Below are 17,226 nucleotides of genomic sequence, written 5' to 3'. Positions count from 1 at the left end.
TTTTCATGCATAATAAAACTAACGACATGACCCACAAGGAGTGATTGACAATGAAGGTTATTGTAACAGCAGACCATGCAGGCATGACAATCCGTAATGAAGTGAAAAGTCTGCTTGAGGAAATGAATATTGAGTATGAGGATACCGGATGCTCATGCGAGACATCTGTTGACTACCCGGACTATGCACTGCCCGCAGCGGAACGTGTTGCCAACGGTGAATTTGACCGGGGAATCTTTATCTGTGGTACAGGCATTGGCATGTCCATTGCAGCCAATAAAGTAAAAGGCATCCGTTGTGCGCTCGTCCACGACGTTTATACAGCCAAACTGACCCGTCAGCACAATGATTCCAACATTCTGGCAATGGGTGAGCGAGTTATCGGACCAGGTCTTGGCCGGGAAATTGCCAAAACATGGCTCGAAACCGAATTTGACGGCGGCCGACATGAAAAACGGGTTGGAAAAGTTACTGAATACGAAAGTTAATAATCCAATGCTGATACAGGCAGGTGAGTGATGATGGAACTGATCGAGCAGGTCAGGCATGATGCTGACGCTGTTATTTCGGAATGGATAAAAAGTGGTCATTTGAACCGGGGCGACCTGTTTGTGATTGGTTGCTCTACCAGTGAAGTGGCAGGTAAGCACATCGGCACATCTGGCAGCGAGGATATTGCCGAAGGGCTGTTCGACTCCTTTCAAAAGCTCCAACAGGAGTCCGGTATTCAGCTTGCTTTTCAATGCTGTGAACATCTGAACCGGGCACTTGTAGTGGAAAAAGAAACTATGAAGGAATACCGTCTTGATGAGGTTTCAGCAATTCCGGTCAGAACTGCAGGAGGTTCCATGGCCGCTTTTGCCTATAAAAATATGAATAACCCAGTGGTTGTAGAAACTATTACAGCCCATGCCGGGATGGATATCGGTGAAACAATGATCGGTATGCATTTGAAGCGGGTAGCCGTTCCGCTCCGGTTTGAGAAACGAGACATCGGCAATGCGCGGGTTACCGCAGCACGGACCCGTCCGAAACTTATCGGGGGCGAACGCGCAGTCTATAAAGACACCGAAGTAAACAAACGCTGCACTTAATACATTACAGGGGTGATTACAATGGAACATGTGAAACAAACAGACAAGGAACTGTACGAAGCAATTCAGGATGAGAAGAAGCGTCAGCAGGACAAAATTGAATTAATCGCGTCCGAAAACTTTGTATCTGAAGCTGTTATGGAGGCAATGGGTTCTGTTCTTACCAACAAATATGCAGAAGGTTATCCAGGTAAGCGCTATTACGGCGGCTGTGAGTTCGTCGATGTTGTCGAAAACCTTGCGCGTGACCGTGCGAAAGAATTATTCGGAGCAGAGCATGCCAATGTTCAGCCGCACTCCGGCGCACAGGCTAACATGGCCGTATACTTCACCGTGCTGGAACCAGGGGACACAGTGCTCGGAATGAACCTGAATCATGGCGGACACCTTACCCATGGAAGTCCGGTTAACTTCAGCGGAAAGCTTTATAACTTCGTGGACTATGGTGTGGACAAAGAGACTGAGACACTTGATTATGATGCCGTTCTCGAAAAGGCAAAAGAAGTAAAGCCTAAATTGATCGTTACCGGCGCAAGTGCATATTCCCGTGATATCAACTTCGCCAAATTCCGTGAGATCGCCGATGCTGTTGACGCGTATCTGATGGTCGATATGGCGCATATTGCTGGTTTAGTCGCAACTGGGCTTCATTCTAACCCAGTTCCATATGCAGATTTTGTGACTACTACAACACATAAAACGTTACGCGGCCCACGCGGCGGTATGATTCTTTGCAAAGAAGAGTATGCCAAGAAAGTCGATAAATCAGTATTCCCTGGCATGCAGGGTGGTCCATTGATGCATGTGATTGCAGCAAAAGCAACTTCATTTAACGAAGCACTTTCTGACGATTTCAAAACCTACAGCCAGCAAATCGTGAAAAATGCGAAGGCATTGGGTGAGGCGCTAGTTGAAGAAGGTGTCCGCATCGTTTCAGGTGGAACTGATAACCATCTGTTACTGCTAGACGTAACACCACTTGAACTGACTGGTAAAATCGCCGAGAAGGTTCTCGATGATATTGGCATCACTACCAATAAAAATACAATCCCGTTCGATACAGAAAGCCCGTTTGTAACCAGTGGTATCCGTATTGGTACTGCAGCAGTTACCACTCGCGGCTTTACTGAAACCGAAATGAAAGAAATTGCTTCCATTATGTCATTCACCCTAAGAAATCACGACGACGAAGCAAAACTTCAGGAAGCGGCTGACCGCGTTAAAGCACTGACCAGCAAGTTCCCACTGTATGCATAATGTAAAAAAAGACCGGCTCGATAAGTAGTCGGTCTTTTTGCTGTGCACTGAAATTTCGACCGAGGCGAATATTTGGAGGTATGCGGATATATGGGGGAGAACCACGGATAAACACCGAGTTACACGGATATATCCTAGTGATACACGGATATATCCTAGTGATACGCGGATATACCACTGAGATTCACGGATATACCCCAAACAACCACGGATAAAACTGAAATTCGCTGAAAAAGAACTTAAAGTCTGGCGTTGATCACTGGGCAATACCCGGTCATCGCTGCTCGAGAGGACTTCCAATTTTCGTCACACCCCCTACACTTGAAAGCTTGGTTTATTTTGAGTACAATTCAAAGGATGCAACTAATAATTAAGGAGTGATCGCTAATGGGAAATGTGCTAGTACTGGATCATCCGTTAATCCAACATAAGCTAACGTACATAAGAGATAAAAGGACCGGAACAAAAGAATTCCGCGAGTTAGTTGACGAGGTTGCCATGCTGATGGCATTTGAAATTACACGTAATCTTCCGCTTCAGGAAGGCACCATCAATACACCGGTAATGGAAACAAAAACGAAAGTACTTGCCGGTAAAAAAATCGGACTTATTCCTATTCTCCGTGCCGGACTTGGCATGGTAGACGGAATGCTGAAACTTATTCCAGCTGCAAAAGTTGGTCATGTTGGGCTTTACCGTGACCCGGAAACACTAACACCGGTCGAATATTATATAAAACTTCCTTCTGACATCGAAGACCGTGAACTGATTGTTATCGATCCAATGCTCGCTACCGGCGGATCTGCCAACGATGCGATTCATTCATTGAAAAAACGTGGGGCAAAACAAATCCGTCTGATGTGCCTGATCGCTGCACCAGAGGGTGTGGAAGTCATTCAGAAAGAGCACCCGGACGTTGATATCTATCTGGCTGCACTTGATGAAAAACTGGACGAAAAAGGTTATATCATTCCGGGACTCGGCGATGCCGGCGACCGATTGTTTGGAACAAAATAAAAACGGGGTGAATAAATTGAGTAAGCGTCTGAAGGTAATGACTATATTTGGAACGCGGCCGGAAGCAATCAAAATGGCTCCACTTGTTCTTGAACTTAAAAAACGGCCGGACGAATTCGAACCAATTGTCACTGTCACTGCGCAGCACCGTGAAATGCTCGATCAGGTACTTGATATTTTTGATATCACTCCTGACTTTGATTTGGACATCATGAAAAAGAAACAGTCCCTGGCCCAAATCACGACACGCGCTCTTGAAGGACTTGACGAGGTAATGAAGGAAACAGAACCTGATATTGTGCTTGTTCATGGCGATACGACCACCACATTTGCTGCGTCAATGGCGGCATACTATAACCAGATTGCTGTTGGGCATGTCGAAGCTGGTCTACGTACATGGGACAAGTATTCACCATACCCTGAGGAAATGAATCGTCAATTGACTGGCGTTATGGCTGACCTTCATTTTGCTCCGACTGATAAATCGAAGCAAAATCTGCTAGATGAAAATAAACCAGCCGACCGTATTTTCGTTACTGGCAATACTGCAATTGATGCCCTGAAAACAACAGTAGATGATGATTACTCCAGCCCGATTATTGATTCACTTGGAGACAAACGTCTGGTGCTGATGACCGCACACCGCCGAGAAAATTTGGGTAACAACATGCAGCAGATGTTCCGGGCAATCAAGCGACTTGTCGAAACACATGACGATGTTCAGGTAATTTACCCGGTCCACTTAAACCCGGTTGTACAGCAGACTGCCAAGGAAATCCTAGGCAATGACGATCGTATTCAGCTTATTGAACCACTCGGCGTTGTCGACTTTCATAACTTTGCCGCCCGCGCACATTTGATTATGACCGATTCAGGCGGAGTACAGGAAGAGGCCCCTTCACTTGGTGTACCAGTATTAGTACTGCGGAATACTACCGAACGTCCAGAAGGTATCGAAGCCGGCACGCTTAAACTTGCTGGTACCGATGAGGAGAACATCTTCAACATGGCTAACGAACTACTTAGTGATGATGAGGCCCATGATAAAATGGCAAAAGCATCCAATCCATATGGCGACGGGGAAGCTTCCCGTAAAATTGCCGACGCAATCGTGGAGTATTTTAATAGATAATTATGAAGAATCCAGCCAGGTGCTGGATTTTTTCATTTACCAATCAAGCACATTAACCACGTTAATAAGCACATTCACCATATGAATGAATTGCCAACTTTCTCCGCACACTAAGCAGACACGTCCAGTTATTAAAAAGGAGAAAGAAAGCATGCGCATTCTGTTACTCGCACTTATCACATCCATCATTTTTATCTCCCCAATCCAAACCGCAACAGCATTAAAAATGGAAGACAAACGCACCTCGGTTATTATCGAAGTCGAGGGTGACCCCACTAAACATAAAGTCTACATAGAAACTTATTTTCCATATATAGAGGTTATAGCAACCTACGAGACCCTTTTCAACGGTCTTGCGCTGAAGGCAACCCCTAAGCGTCTGGAGAAAATGGAGTCAGTTGATTTCATAAAAGCAATCCATCCGACTGCCAATTATGAGGCACAGTTTGGCCTGGACTTAGCAGAGAAGACGGATGAGAACCTGGTGAAGCCTTCCACGTTGAATAATACCGAGTACACCGGTGAAGGAGTACAGGTAGCGGTGATCGATACCGGGATTGATTATGAGCACCCCGACCTTAAAGACAGTTATGTCGGTGGGTACGATCTTGTCGATCTGGACGATGATCCAATGGAGACGAAAAAAGACCAGGGTTTACCAACGATGCATGGCACCCATGTTGCAGGGATCATTGCTGCTGACGGGGAAATCAAAGGTGTAGCACCCGATGCGGACATTTATGCATACAGAGCACTTGGTCCCGGCGGCCGTGGAACTTCAGTTCAAGTTATCGCAGCCCTTGAAGAAGCGGTGGAGGATGGCGCTGATATTATCAATCTCTCACTCGGTAATTCAATTAACGGGCCTGACTTTCCTACAAGCGTTGCGGTAAACCGGGCAGTTGAAATGGGGATAGCGGTTGTGATCGCCAATGGAAACAGTGGGCCAGGATTGTGGACTGTCGGCTCTCCGGCAACCGCTAAAAAAGCCTTATCAGTAGGAGCATCGTCCAACCCTCAACTTGTCCCGTATTTGGAAGAAACATTATATGATAAAAAAATCCCCCTATCCCTGATGGCGGGCTCACAGCCATGGGACTTTACCAAAGACCAGAAAGTCGCCCTGTTTTCAAAGCAGGACGTCAATGGGAAAATTGCATTGATGAAACGAGGAAAGACGCCGTTTTACCAACTTGCTAAAAAGGCAGAAGAAGCAGGGGCAGTAGCTGTTTTGATCTACAATAACGCATCAGGCAATTTCCGGGGCAGTGTTCAAAGTGCAGAGAATCCTATTGGCATTCCTGTTGCCGGTATTTCCAAAAAGGATGGTGAGTGGTTTATCCAGAAGCTGCAATCAGGGAACAAGTCGCTATATATGGATACGAAATTCCAAACAACAGAGCATTCGGTTGCCGAATTCAGTTCGCGCGGCCCGGTAACGATGAACTGGGATCTCAAGCCGGAAGTTGTCGCACCAGGAACCAATATACTCAGTACCGTTCCGGGCGGATATATGCCGCTGCAGGGGACTAGTATGGCTGCTCCCCATGTTGCGGGTGCCCTTGCACTTTTAAAAGAAGCGCATCCTGGCTGGACCGTTGAACAATTGGCCGGTGCTTTAAAAACTACTGCCAAAAGAATCCGTACTGGGAATGCAGCAGCCCTAACGCCGATCATGCAGGGTATGGGTGAAATACAGCCTGCCAAAGCAATAAATACACCCATCATCATCCATAATCCCTTATTGTCGTTTGGAAAAATTGATGAATACAGTGAAGTAAGAACCATCGAACTTAAAATCGAAAATAGTTCGAATAAAAGGCAGAAGTTTTCGTTTCAGACCCCTCATAAAAAAAGGGGAGTAAGCTGGCAACTGCCACAACGTTTTACAGTCGAAGCAGGTAAAACAAAAAAAGTTCCAATTCAGATCGATATAAACAGTACCCTGCAGGAAAAAGGGCTGCATCAGGGCTGGCTGACCCTTGCAAGCGGAAACGAGGCATTCCATCTTCCCTATCTGTTTATTAACGAAAATGCCGACTACCCGAGAGCGATGGGATTTGGCTTTACAATGAAACCATTCTCAAAGGACACGTATGTTTATCAGGTTTATCTTCCTGACCCTGCCGAAAAAATAGAGGTACGCCTGTATGATGCCGGAACACTAATTTATGACAGAATGCTGTTGAAAAAGGAAGATGTTAAGGTAGGAATGAATGAAGGGTATTTGAAAAAATCGGAACTCGGCAAACTAGGTCGTTATCGTGCAGTACTTACGGTTTATCTGGAAAATGGAGGATTGGCAAGCTATACATCAGAGCTGTTTATACAGTAACGATTCGACAATTATTTAATAGGTATAACTCTTGCTCCAGGCCTTTGCCCGACTATCAGCAAAGAGGCACATTTATCGACACGATTTCTTGCTCAGTTATGTAGATTTTGCTGATCGGGCGCTTGTGTACTTTGTTCACAAAATCGTCATTATCACCACGCTGAAATTCCTTTATACTAGGACTTGAGAGTATAGGTGTGAAGGCAGTTGAGGGCCTCTGCATGTCCCATATTTTTAAATGTGTAAAATTGGCAGATAAGTGATGCTTGATTATCCTTTTATACTGATTGACATTGGATACTGGCTAATGTACACTAATTTAGTGTGGAATGATAAGGGTTTCATGTATACTGAGACAAATGTACTCATTGGCATACATAGCTTATTATTCATTATAAGTATTCACTTCCACACAGGTAGTGATTTTCCTCACTTTTGCTCAATTTAAGAGTGAGTCCAAGAGGGTTATCCAATATTCACCCACGGGTAGCGGCTGGGCAGCTCTTCTTCCTAAAAGGAGAATTTTGTTATGTTACAATTTATTATGCTCGAATTAACAGGAGAAGAGTAAAACTATGACGAATTATCACCAATTGGTCAGTCGACAACGTAAGTGGATGTTCTATCTTTTGGCAATCCTCGTCCTTGGAGCAGGATTCACACCGTACCTGAGTATCTTTCTCGGCCTTCTCTTAGGAAGTTTAGTAAGTTTCTATAATCTGTATCTTCTGCAGAAAAAGGTAGATGATTTTGCCGCCTCTGTGGAAACCAGACAGAAAACCCGGGGGCTCGGGACTGTGTCTCGCTTAGCAGCAGTAGCATTAGCGATAATAGTGGCACTTCGTTTTGAAGAGTACTTTGATGTTATTGCTGTATTAATTGGATTAATGACATCTTATATTGTCATTATGATAGATTTTATTTTTTTTCAATCTAAGGATTAGTGCTTGGAAGAGGGGTGAAGAAAGTGGATCATGAAGCACCATTAATGTTAGACGTATTTGGAATATCATGGCTTGACTTTAACTTGTCAAACGTACTTATGATTGCAATTTCCTCGTTAATCGTGTTCATTCTTAGTGTATTGGGTGCCAGGAAACTTCAGATGAAACCGAGCGGTGCGCAGAACTTCATGGAGTGGGCATTGGACTTCGTAAAAGGTATTATCGGAGGAACCATGGAGTGGAAGGTTGGTAAAATCTTTCTGCCACTGGGGCTGACATTGATTACGTACATTTTTGTCAGTAACATGTTGGGTGTTATAACAATGGGTGTTGTCGGTCATGAATTATGGTGGAAATCACCAACGTCCGACCCTGGGATTACATTAACCCTTTCAGCTATGGTAATTGTACTGACACATTACTATGGCATTAAGATAAAAGGGGCAAAAGAATACGGTAAAGAATTTTTAAAACCATTCCCTGTATTCCTGCCAATTAAAATAGTTGAGGAATTTGCGAACACCCTCACATTAGGTCTTCGTCTGTTTGGTAATATTTATGCGGGCGAGGTACTTCTTGGACTGTTGGCAGCACTAACATCATCAGGAGTGCTAGGCTTCCTGGGTGGTGCGATTCCGATGCTTGCATGGCAAGGTTTCAGTGTGTTTATTGGTTCTATCCAAGCGTTTATTTTCACGACGCTGGCAATGGTATACATGTCGCATAAAGTATCAAGCGATCACTAAGCAACACTAAATCAGTTAATAAACCAGTTTCAGGAGAGTCATCTTTTGAGGCAGGAAATTATTAAAAAAAATTATTAATCAACTTTGAGGAGGATTTATATTATGGGTGTTTTAGCAGCAGCAATTGCAGTGGGATTAGCAGCACTAGGTGCAGGTATTGGTAACGGTCTTATCGTAAGCCGTACAGTTGAAGGGATTGCACGTCAGCCTGAACTAAGAGGTCAACTGCAGACTACTATGTACATTGGTATTGGTCTTGTTGAGGCGATGCCGATCATCGCGGTAGTAATCGCGCTAATGGTAATGTAACAGAATGATGACGTCAATGGCGAAGATGATTTTCCTAAGAACCTTCGCCGTTGTTGTGCCTTTGAACTAAAATGCAATAGTGAACGATAGATTGTATTTCTTATAAAGTAAAGTGAAAGGAGTGAATTCTGTGCAAACATTCATTGGGATGACTACTATACATGCAGCACTCGGCGGATTGCAGATCGGGGATATGCTGACGCAGCTGTTCTTCTTTATGGTATTGCTCTATTTTGTACGCAAATTTGCATGGGGCCCATTGATGGGAGTTATGCAGCAGCGTGAAGAGTACGTGGCTAGCGAAATTGAAGCCGCTGAACAAAGCCGTGCTGAAGCTGAGCGTGCTTCTCAGGAAGCTACAGCTCAATTGAAGCAAACCAAACAAGAAGCACAAAAGATAATTGAAGATGCGAGAAACGCCGGAACGAAGCAGGAACAGGATATCATCGAATCTGCACGCAATGAGGCAGCACGAATCAAGCAATCAGCGCAGGAAGAGATCCAGAACGAGAAAGAAAAAGCACTTCAGGCATTACAGGACAAAGTCGCTTCATTATCCGTGCTTATAGCAAGCAAGGTTATTGAAAAAGAAATCAGTGCACAGGATCAGGAAAAACTCATCAACGAGTACATTAAAGAGGCAGGAGAAGAGCGATGAATGACACAGTAGTTGCAAAGCGATATGCTGACGCTCTTTTCCAACTTGGAAGTGAAAAAGCTGCGACTGATGTGCTGGTTGAGGAATTCCGTACTGTAAAGGACATATTTCAGGATGATAAGAAACTTCAAGCATTTCTTCAACATCCGCGTATCAGTAATGAAAAGAAGAAGCAGTTCATTGATGAAGTTTTTAAAAGCTTTTCCAAAGACGTCGTGAATACATTAAAAATTCTAATTGAGCGTCATCGCATCGGATTGATCACCAGCATTGTGGATTTCTTTGTCCAGCTGGTTAACGATGCACAAGGAATAGCCGAAGCAACTGTTTATTCTGTCCGTGAATTATCCGATACGGAGAAAGAACAACTTCAAAATACATTTGCAAAGCGATTTAATAAAAAAGCGATCAAGCTTGAGAACGTTGTGGATCCATCGATTATCGGCGGCATTAAGGTACGTGTCGGTAACACAATCTATGACGGGACTATCAGCGGCAAACTGCAACGAATTGAGCGCAATATCGTTACTGCAAATTAAAGATGATAGGGGTGAAATGGTATGAGCATCAAAGCTGAAGAAATCAGTTCACTGATAAAACAGCAAATCGAGAGTTATGACACCGAAATTGAAGTAAGTGATGTCGGAACGGTTATCGAAATCGGTGACGGTATCGCTCGTGCTCATGGTCTTGATAATGTCATGGCCGGTGAGCTTGTTGAATTTTCCAATGGTGTAATGGGTATGGCCCAGAACTTAGAGGAGAGTAACGTAGGTATCGTTATCCTCGGGCCTTACACAGAAATTAAAGAAGGCGATGAAGTTCGTCGTACCGGTCGGATTATGCAAGTGCCAGTCGGAGAGGAATTACTGGGAAGGGTAGTTAACCCACTTGGTCAGCCAATTGATGGCCGTGGCCCAGTTGAAACTACTAAAACACGTCCAATCGAATCACCTGCACCAGGTGTAATGGACCGTAAATCAGTTGACCAACCACTGCAGACAGGTATCAAAGCGATTGACGCTCTAGTACCAATCGGCCGTGGACAGCGTGAGCTTATTATTGGTGACCGTCAGACTGGTAAAACAACTGTAGCGGTTGATACCATTCTGAACCAAAAAGATCAGGATATTATTTGTATCTATGTTGCAATCGGACAAAAAGAATCAACTGTCCGTGGCACAGTAGAAACTTTCCGCCGTTATGGCGCACTTGATTATACTATCGTTGTTTCCGCGGGTGCATCAGACCCTGCTCCATTACTATACCTCGCTCCATATGCAGGTGTATCCATGGGTGAGGACTTCATGTACAACGGAAAACACGTACTGGTTGTATATGATGACCTTTCAAAACAGGCAGCGGCATACCGTGAACTTTCATTGCTGCTTCGCCGTCCGCCAGGCCGTGAAGCATTCCCAGGGGATGTTTTCTACCTGCACTCACGCCTATTGGAACGTGCAGCGAAGCTTAGTGATGCTAAAGGTGGCGGTTCTCTAACTGCACTGCCGTTTGTTGAAACACAAGCAGGAGACATTTCTGCATATATCCCAACAAACGTTATTTCAATCACAGACGGACAAATCTTCCTGCAGTCTGACCTATTCTTCTCAGGTGTACGCCCAGCGATTAACGCCGGTCTTTCCGTATCCCGTGTAGGTGGTTCAGCGCAGATTAAAGCGATGAAGAAAGTTGCAGGTACATTGCGTCTTGACCTTGCATCGTACCGTGAACTTGAGGCATTCGCACAGTTCGGTTCCGACCTTGATAAAGCTACACAGGCTAAACTGAATCGTGGTGCACGGACAGTTGAAGTACTTAAGCAGGGACTTCACAAGCCATTGGTAGTTGAAAAGCAGGTTATGATTATTTACGCACTGACAAAAGGATTCCTTGATGATATCCCTGTAGATGATATTACCCGTTTTGAAGATGAATTCCACTTATGGCTTGATGAAAATCGTAAAGAACTTCTTGCTTCTATCCGCGAAACCGGTAAACTTCCGGAAACAGCAGATATGGACGACGCAGTGGAATCTTTCAAAAAAACATTTTTACCAGGCGAGTAATGATGTAAATGAAGCTTTAGTCCGCAGTCAATGAAGAAAGGGTGGTGAAAAAGCTTGGCATCACTTAGAGATATAAAGACTCGTATCGACTCGACAACAAAAACGAAACAGATCACAAAGGCAATGGAGATGGTATCCGCCTCTAAACTTAACAAAGCAGAGATGAATGCTAAATCCTTTGTTCCTTACAGTGAGAAAATCCAGGAAGTGGTTGGAAGTATTGCCAATGGCGGTACTGATGCAGACCACCCGATGCTGCAGTCTCGTGATGTGAAAAAGACAGGGTATCTTGTCGTTACATCGGACCGTGGGCTTGCTGGTGCTTATAACAGTAGTGTTCTGCGACAGGTTTACCAGACAATCCAGGATAAACACAATTCAACTGACGAATATACCATTATCGTTATCGGCCGTGTAGGTTTTGAATTCTTCAAAAACCGTAACATGCCTGTTGGGAAGAGCATTCTTGGTTTGGCCGATCAGCCGAATTTCGCTGATATTAAAGAGCTGGCCTCTGAAACTGTCCAAATGTATATCGATGAGGAAATTGATGAACTGAACATTTTTTATAATCACTTTATAAGTGCTATCTCACAGGAAGTAACAACGAAACAGATCTTGCCGATTACTAATATCGAGACAAGTTCAACAAGCTCAAGTCAATATGAATATGAACCGGATGAAGAGCAGATTCTCAAGGTTTTACTGCCGCAGTACGCCGAAAGCCTTATCTACGGCGCACTTCTTGACGGTAAAGCCAGTGAGCATGCTGCACGGATGACTGCAATGCGGAGTGCTACTGATAATGCTGACGAAATTATCGGAGACCTTACACTGTCATACAACCGTGCCCGCCAGGCAGCTATTACCCAGGAAATCACCGAAATCATCGGCGGGGTAGCAGCACTGGAATAGCTTTTTGACCGGAAGAAAGCAAGAAAGTTAGTTAGGAGGGAAATCGATGAGCAAAGGACACGTTACACAAATTATGGGACCTGTTGTCGACGTTAAATTTGACGAAGGCCAGCTTCCTGAAATTTATAACGCATTAATTATTAAGACTAATAGTGAAGGTCAAGAAATTGATCTTACACTTGAAGTAGCTCTTCATCTCGGTGATAACGCTGTACGCACAATTGCGATGACTTCAACTGAAGGCGTAAAACGTGGTACAGAAGTGGAGAACTTGGGTAGAGCTATCTCCGTTCCTGTTGGCGAAGTAACGCTTGGTCGTGTCTTCAACGTTATGGGAGACAACATTGACCTTGATGAGCCTTTACCAGCAGATACACGACTTGACCCAATTCACCGTGACTCACCTGAATTTGAAAACCTTGCTACAGAAACTGAGATCCTGGAAACAGGAATTAAAGTTGTTGATCTGTTAGCACCGTATATTAAAGGTGGTAAAATCGGTTTGTTTGGTGGAGCCGGTGTTGGTAAAACCGTACTAATCCAGGAACTGATCAACAACATCGCACAGGAACACGGTGGTATTTCCGTATTCGCCGGTGTTGGTGAGCGTACACGTGAAGGTAATGACCTTTACTACGAAATGAAAGACTCTGGCGTTATCGCCAAAACAGCTATGGTGTTCGGTCAGATGAACGAGCCGCCTGGTGCACGTATGCGTGTTGCCCTTACGGGTCTTACTATGGCTGAATATTTCCGTGATGAACAGGGACAGGACGTTCTGTTCTTCATCGATAACATCTTCCGTTTCACCCAAGCAGGTATGGAGATTTCCGCGCTACTTGGCCGTATGCCATCAGCGGTTGGTTATCAGCCGACACTAGCAACTGAAATGGGACAATTGCAGGAGCGTATCACATCAACTGATAAAGGTTCTGTAACGTCAATCCAGGCTATTTATGTACCTGCCGATGACTACACTGACCCTGCACCTGCAACTACGTTTGCTCACTTGGATGCTACCACTAACCTTGACCGTAAACTTTCCGAGCAAGGTATTTATCCAGCGGTGGATCCACTTGCATCTACATCACGGGCCCTTGACCCTGAGATTGTTGGATCTGAGCATTATGAAGTAGCACGTGAAGTTCAGCAGACACTGCAACGTTATAAAGAGCTTCAGGACATTATTGCAATTCTTGGTATGGACGAACTCTCTGATGAAGATAAACTTACTGTATCCCGCGCTCGTCGCGTACAGTTCTTCTTATCACAGAACTTCCACGTAGCTGAACAGTTTACTGGTCAAAAAGGTTCTTATGTGCCAGTAAGCGAAACAGTTAAAGGATTCAAGGAAATCCTGGAAGGCAAGTATGACGACATTCCGGAAGATGCATTCCGCCTGGTTGGCCGCATCGAAGACGTAGTAGAAAAAGCAAAAAGCATGGAATAATAACGAGGACAAAATACTGGGTGAAGGGGGTATTTTATGCTCCGTTCATCCAGCTGTTTACCTGTCTGAGGAGGGGTTACATTGAAAACACTAACTGTGAGTGTTGTTACTCCTGATGGTCCAGTATTGGAAGATAGTTTCGATATGGTTAGCTGTAAGGCAGAGAATGGTGAACTCGGTATTCTTCCGGGGCATATTCCGATGGTCGCTCCGTTAACAATCAGTGCAGTTCGTCTGAAACGCGCAAGCAATACTGAGCGCCTGGCTGTCAGCGGTGGATTTTTGGAAGTACGGCCTGATAAAGTAACCATTCTTGCTCAATCTGCTGAAAAACCTTCAGAGATTGACGTGAACCGTGCTGAGGAATCAAAAGCACGTGCTGAACGACGCCTTGATTCTAAGCAGGATGATGTCGACTTCCAACGGGCAGAATTAGCACTCAAACGAGCAATGAATCGAATTGATATTGCTCGATAATAGATAAAAAATCTCTTATAACATTGGTTATGAGAGATTTTTTGTTATTTACATGAATTTAGTGGTCGATCATCCGTAGCGAAAATGCAACCTTGCGACAATTTCGCTCCAACATACTTTTCTATATTAGCCTTTACGACGGAAATACAGAGATAAGAACAGTGGTATTCGGCAATATTTTCGATTTGGCTGTCGATATTTCCCGGGAAATGTTAAGGACGAATATTGCTTAACCGCCCGGGTGACCGATGTATTTGACATTAAGCCCAATAGATGGCAAAGTAAAATAAGAATTAAGCGTTAAAATAATTAATTCGGCAAGGTGTGGAAAATATGGATTCTTCATTTGGTTTATCAACTATCGGCTATACAGCTTTAGTTGGCATGATATCGCATTTATTATTCATTTATATAACGTGGAGAGTTATTACAACAATTAACTTTGATCCGTTAATCAGAAAAGGCCGTGAAACGGAAGCCCGGATTTTGATTATCTTTATAGCAATCGTAATTGGCACAGGTGTCAGCAGGTTTATCCTGGACTTCGTGCAATGGTCACTTAATCTCCAATACTTGTTCTAATGTACCCATGGGTGCCCGTTAGAAAACCCCTCGTTGGGTGGAAACTTCAGTAGAAAAGAGATTACTAGATTCTTTTCAAAAACTAGTATAATACGAGATTCCCCTGTTCATACTGTAAGTAGAATTGAACGGGGGGATTTTTTTATGCGGAAAAGTTTATTAATCGCAATCATAATTCTTATATCAGCCACCAACGTATCAGCAGGTGATGGGCAAAATGAGGAAATGTCGGGAATTGCCGAATTAGTGAATAACAGTAAGCTGGAAATTGACGGATGGCAGGTAACAATAAAAGAGCAGATGAGCCCAGACAAAGCGCATGATCTTATGAAAAAAATAAAAACCAAAAATAGTCATTTGGTCACTGGCACGGAAGATGAAAACACTATAAAATATACCTTTAGATACGTTCAAAAAGATAGTGACTTTACCGAAATATATAATGTTCTTATTCCTAAAGATAAAAACTATCAGGCACAGTTTACTGCCGTGCTTAAGGGAGAGAATTGGAGCAACGCTGTCGAAAAATCGTATTTCATGCGGTTGAACAATCTAAAAAACTCGTTTTTCAGCGAAGATTCTACAAAATTTGCTTGTCTCACTACAAGTATTAGTGATAAAATTGATACTAGTAGTTTTTTTGCCGAAATGGAAGATTCACTGAACATCGACTATAGCAGAACGCAAATAGATAATCTGGAAAATTCGACGATTAAAGAAATAAAATACGGGTATACACCATTATGGAGCAATCAATTTAAGATAATGGGAAAGCCAATTAACCTGCAGATCGCTACGATCGAGAAGGGAAATGGGCTTGTAAGGCTCGTAATAGGAACACCCATCCTAATTAATGAATATTAATATAGGGAAAACGGAACATAAGGAGATTTAGAATATGGAAAAAATCATCGTACGAGGCGGGAACCAACTTAACGGCACCGTGAGTGTTGAAGGTGCCAAAAACGCAGTATTGCCTGTAATTACTGCGAGTATTCTTGCAAGCGAAGGTGAGAGCAAGATCACCGACGTTCCTGTCCTTGCTGATGTGTATACAATCAATGAAGTCCTGCGTAATCTGAACGCAGACGTTAGCTTCGAAAATAATACAATCAATGTTAATGCTTCAAATACTTTAAAAACAGAGGCACCATTCGAGTATGTACGTAAAATGCGTGCATCTGTTTTAGTGCTTGGACCTCTTTTAGCACGTTATGGTCATGCAAATGTTGCAATGCCGGGCGGATGTGCAATTGGCTCACGTCCAATCGACTTGCACTTAAAAGGCTTTGAAGCAATGGGTGCCAGTGTACACGTTGGCAACGGATTTGTAGAGGTGGAAGCAGACGGACGTCTTCAGGGAGCGAAAATCTATCTGGATATGCCTAGTGTAGGTGCAACTGAGAATATAATGATGGCTGCAACGCTTGCTGAAGGTAAGACCATTCTGGAGAATTGCGCGAAAGAACCTGAAATTGTTGATTTAGCTAATTTCCTTAATAAAATGGGCGCAAAAATTGTAGGCGCTGGTACGGAGACTATTAAAATTGAAGGCGTCGATAAACTTCACGGTGCCGAGCATGCAATTATTCCCGACCGGATTGAAGCAGGCACATTCATGGTTGCTGCGGCAATCACTGGTGGAAATGTTCTGATTGAGAATGCTGTAAGTGAGCATCTGCGCTCAGTTATTTCCAAGTTAGAAGAAATGGGCGTGACGGTAATCGAAGAAGGAAGCGGTCTTCGTGTAATCGGTCCCGACCGGCTAATGTCGACCGATATAAAGACATTGCCACATCCAGGCTTTCCGACTGATATGCAGTCACAGATGATGAGTTTGATGCTTAATGCATATGGAACCAGCGTAATTACTGAAACAGTCTTCGAAAACCGGTTTATGCACGTGGAAGAATTCCGCCGCATGAATGCTAAAATGAAAATCGAAGGGCGCAGTGTAATTATCGAGGGTCCATGTGACCTGCAGGGTGCAGAAGTTGCTGCCACAGATTTACGAGCTGGTGCAGCATTGATTCTAGTAGGACTTAGTGCAGAAGGTTTCACGCGGGTAACGGAACTTAAGCATCTGGACCGCGGCTATGTGAACCTATCAGGTAAGCTAGCAGCACTTGGCGCAGATATTGAGCGTGTGGATGAAAACGGCGATCCTGTGAATCCGCACATTCCAGAAACCAACCGTGATAGAGAGTCAGTTATCGCTGAACTTTCCTAAAATCCTCCGAG

At 44.0% G+C, this 17,226-nt stretch carries 18 protein-coding genes; all 18 read left to right on the top strand.

Annotated features, from left to right (window positions below; translation table 11 throughout):
- Positions 1 to 50: 50 nt before the first annotated feature.
- The 18 genes from rpiB to murA all read left to right on the top strand — a co-directional run bounded on the left by rpiB (position 51) and on the right by murA (position 17,215).
- Positions 51 to 488, top strand: a complete 438-nt coding sequence (gene rpiB / locus ACFO3D_RS07660; RefSeq protein WP_390294436.1) for a ribose 5-phosphate isomerase B — start codon at positions 51 to 53, stop codon at positions 486 to 488.
- A 33-nt stretch (positions 489 to 521) separates the two neighbouring features.
- Positions 522 to 1,094 (top strand): TIGR01440 family protein, encoded by a 573-nt coding sequence (locus ACFO3D_RS07655; protein ID WP_390295486.1) that lies wholly within the window; start codon positions 522 to 524, stop codon positions 1,092 to 1,094.
- A 21-nt stretch (positions 1,095 to 1,115) separates the two neighbouring features.
- Positions 1,116 to 2,351, top strand: a complete 1,236-nt coding sequence (locus ACFO3D_RS07650) for a serine hydroxymethyltransferase (protein WP_390294434.1) — start codon at positions 1,116 to 1,118, stop codon at positions 2,349 to 2,351.
- Positions 2,352 to 2,738: 387 nt separating this feature from the next.
- Positions 2,739 to 3,368, top strand: a complete 630-nt coding sequence (gene upp, locus ACFO3D_RS07645; RefSeq protein WP_390294432.1) for a uracil phosphoribosyltransferase — start codon at positions 2,739 to 2,741, stop codon at positions 3,366 to 3,368.
- Between the two features lie 16 nt (positions 3,369 to 3,384).
- Complete coding sequence (gene wecB, locus ACFO3D_RS07640; RefSeq protein WP_390294430.1) at positions 3,385 to 4,500, top strand: non-hydrolyzing UDP-N-acetylglucosamine 2-epimerase; 1,116 nt, start codon at positions 3,385 to 3,387, stop codon at positions 4,498 to 4,500.
- A gap of 151 nt (positions 4,501 to 4,651) precedes the next feature.
- A complete protein-coding gene (locus tag ACFO3D_RS07635; RefSeq protein WP_390294428.1) occupies positions 4,652 to 6,835 on the top strand; it encodes a S8 family serine peptidase in 2,184 nt (727 codons plus the stop codon).
- 575 nt (positions 6,836 to 7,410) lie between these two features.
- Positions 7,411 to 7,779 (top strand): ATP synthase subunit I, encoded by a 369-nt coding sequence (locus ACFO3D_RS07630; protein WP_390294426.1) that lies wholly within the window; start codon positions 7,411 to 7,413, stop codon positions 7,777 to 7,779.
- Between the two features lie 23 nt (positions 7,780 to 7,802).
- Complete coding sequence (gene atpB, locus ACFO3D_RS07625; RefSeq protein ID WP_390294424.1) at positions 7,803 to 8,525, top strand: F0F1 ATP synthase subunit A; 723 nt, start codon at positions 7,803 to 7,805, stop codon at positions 8,523 to 8,525.
- Between the two features lie 102 nt (positions 8,526 to 8,627).
- A complete protein-coding gene (gene atpE, locus ACFO3D_RS07620; protein WP_390294422.1) occupies positions 8,628 to 8,834 on the top strand; it encodes a F0F1 ATP synthase subunit C in 207 nt (68 codons plus the stop codon).
- Positions 8,835 to 8,982: 148 nt separating this feature from the next.
- The gene (gene atpF, locus ACFO3D_RS07615; protein ID WP_390295484.1) at positions 8,983 to 9,492 is read left to right on the top strand and encodes a F0F1 ATP synthase subunit B; all 510 of its coding nucleotides are present in this window, start codon (positions 8,983 to 8,985) and stop codon (positions 9,490 to 9,492) included.
- A complete protein-coding gene (locus tag ACFO3D_RS07610) occupies positions 9,489 to 10,031 on the top strand; it encodes a F0F1 ATP synthase subunit delta (RefSeq protein ID WP_390294420.1) in 543 nt (180 codons plus the stop codon). The genes atpF and ACFO3D_RS07610 overlap by 4 nt, the downstream gene beginning before the upstream one ends.
- 21 nt (positions 10,032 to 10,052) lie before the next feature.
- Positions 10,053 to 11,561: a F0F1 ATP synthase subunit alpha gene (gene atpA / locus ACFO3D_RS07605; protein ID WP_390294418.1), complete on the top strand. Its 1,509-nt coding sequence runs from the start codon at positions 10,053 to 10,055 to the stop codon at positions 11,559 to 11,561.
- A 54-nt stretch (positions 11,562 to 11,615) separates the two neighbouring features.
- Positions 11,616 to 12,476 carry an ATP synthase F1 subunit gamma gene (gene atpG, locus ACFO3D_RS07600; RefSeq protein WP_390294416.1) on the top strand — a complete coding sequence of 287 codons (861 nt, stop codon included), beginning with the start codon at positions 11,616 to 11,618 and terminating at the stop codon, positions 12,474 to 12,476.
- 46 nt (positions 12,477 to 12,522) lie between these two features.
- Positions 12,523 to 13,926 carry a F0F1 ATP synthase subunit beta gene (gene atpD / locus ACFO3D_RS07595; protein WP_390294414.1) on the top strand — a complete coding sequence of 468 codons (1,404 nt, stop codon included), beginning with the start codon at positions 12,523 to 12,525 and terminating at the stop codon, positions 13,924 to 13,926.
- An 81-nt stretch (positions 13,927 to 14,007) separates the two neighbouring features.
- A complete protein-coding gene (locus ACFO3D_RS07590; protein ID WP_390294412.1) occupies positions 14,008 to 14,403 on the top strand; it encodes a F0F1 ATP synthase subunit epsilon in 396 nt (131 codons plus the stop codon).
- Between the two features lie 333 nt (positions 14,404 to 14,736).
- Positions 14,737 to 14,985, top strand: a complete 249-nt coding sequence (locus ACFO3D_RS07585) for a DUF1146 family protein (protein ID WP_390294410.1) — start codon at positions 14,737 to 14,739, stop codon at positions 14,983 to 14,985.
- Positions 14,986 to 15,129: 144 nt separating this feature from the next.
- Positions 15,130 to 15,849, top strand: coding sequence for a YwmB family TATA-box binding protein (locus ACFO3D_RS07580; RefSeq protein ID WP_390294408.1), 720 nt, complete (start codon positions 15,130 to 15,132; stop codon positions 15,847 to 15,849).
- A gap of 34 nt (positions 15,850 to 15,883) precedes the next feature.
- Entirely contained in the window at positions 15,884 to 17,215 is a 1,332-nt protein-coding gene (gene murA, locus ACFO3D_RS07575; protein ID WP_390294406.1) for a UDP-N-acetylglucosamine 1-carboxyvinyltransferase, read from the top strand.
- Positions 17,216 to 17,226: the final 11 nt, after the last annotated feature.

It is taken from the genome of Virgibacillus kekensis (genome assembly GCF_042654125.1).
GTDB classification, from domain to species: Bacteria; Bacillota; Bacilli; order Bacillales; family Amphibacillaceae; genus Lentibacillus; species Lentibacillus kekensis.
Note: the sequence above shows the minus strand (reverse complement) of the source record. Positions and strands in the feature narration are given on the sequence as shown.

Coding starts and splice junctions, on each gene's coding strand:
- rpiB (WP_390294436.1), top strand. CDS start 51: ATGAAGGTTATTGTAACAGCAGACCATGCAGGCATGACAATCCGTAAT.
- ACFO3D_RS07655 (WP_390295486.1), top strand. CDS start 522: ATGGAACTGATCGAGCAGGTCAGGCATGATGCTGACGCTGTTATTTCG.
- ACFO3D_RS07650 (WP_390294434.1), top strand. CDS start 1,116: ATGGAACATGTGAAACAAACAGACAAGGAACTGTACGAAGCAATTCAG.
- upp (WP_390294432.1), top strand. CDS start 2,739: ATGGGAAATGTGCTAGTACTGGATCATCCGTTAATCCAACATAAGCTA.
- ACFO3D_RS07635 (WP_390294428.1), top strand. CDS start 4,652: ATGCGCATTCTGTTACTCGCACTTATCACATCCATCATTTTTATCTCC.
- ACFO3D_RS07630 (WP_390294426.1), top strand. CDS start 7,411: ATGACGAATTATCACCAATTGGTCAGTCGACAACGTAAGTGGATGTTC.
- atpE (WP_390294422.1), top strand. CDS start 8,628: ATGGGTGTTTTAGCAGCAGCAATTGCAGTGGGATTAGCAGCACTAGGT.
- atpF (WP_390295484.1), top strand. CDS start 8,983: ATGACTACTATACATGCAGCACTCGGCGGATTGCAGATCGGGGATATG.
- ACFO3D_RS07610 (WP_390294420.1), top strand. CDS start 9,489: ATGAATGACACAGTAGTTGCAAAGCGATATGCTGACGCTCTTTTCCAA.
- atpA (WP_390294418.1), top strand. CDS start 10,053: ATGAGCATCAAAGCTGAAGAAATCAGTTCACTGATAAAACAGCAAATC.
- atpD (WP_390294414.1), top strand. CDS start 12,523: ATGAGCAAAGGACACGTTACACAAATTATGGGACCTGTTGTCGACGTT.
- ACFO3D_RS07585 (WP_390294410.1), top strand. CDS start 14,737: ATGGATTCTTCATTTGGTTTATCAACTATCGGCTATACAGCTTTAGTT.
- ACFO3D_RS07580 (WP_390294408.1), top strand. CDS start 15,130: ATGCGGAAAAGTTTATTAATCGCAATCATAATTCTTATATCAGCCACC.
- murA (WP_390294406.1), top strand. CDS start 15,884: ATGGAAAAAATCATCGTACGAGGCGGGAACCAACTTAACGGCACCGTG.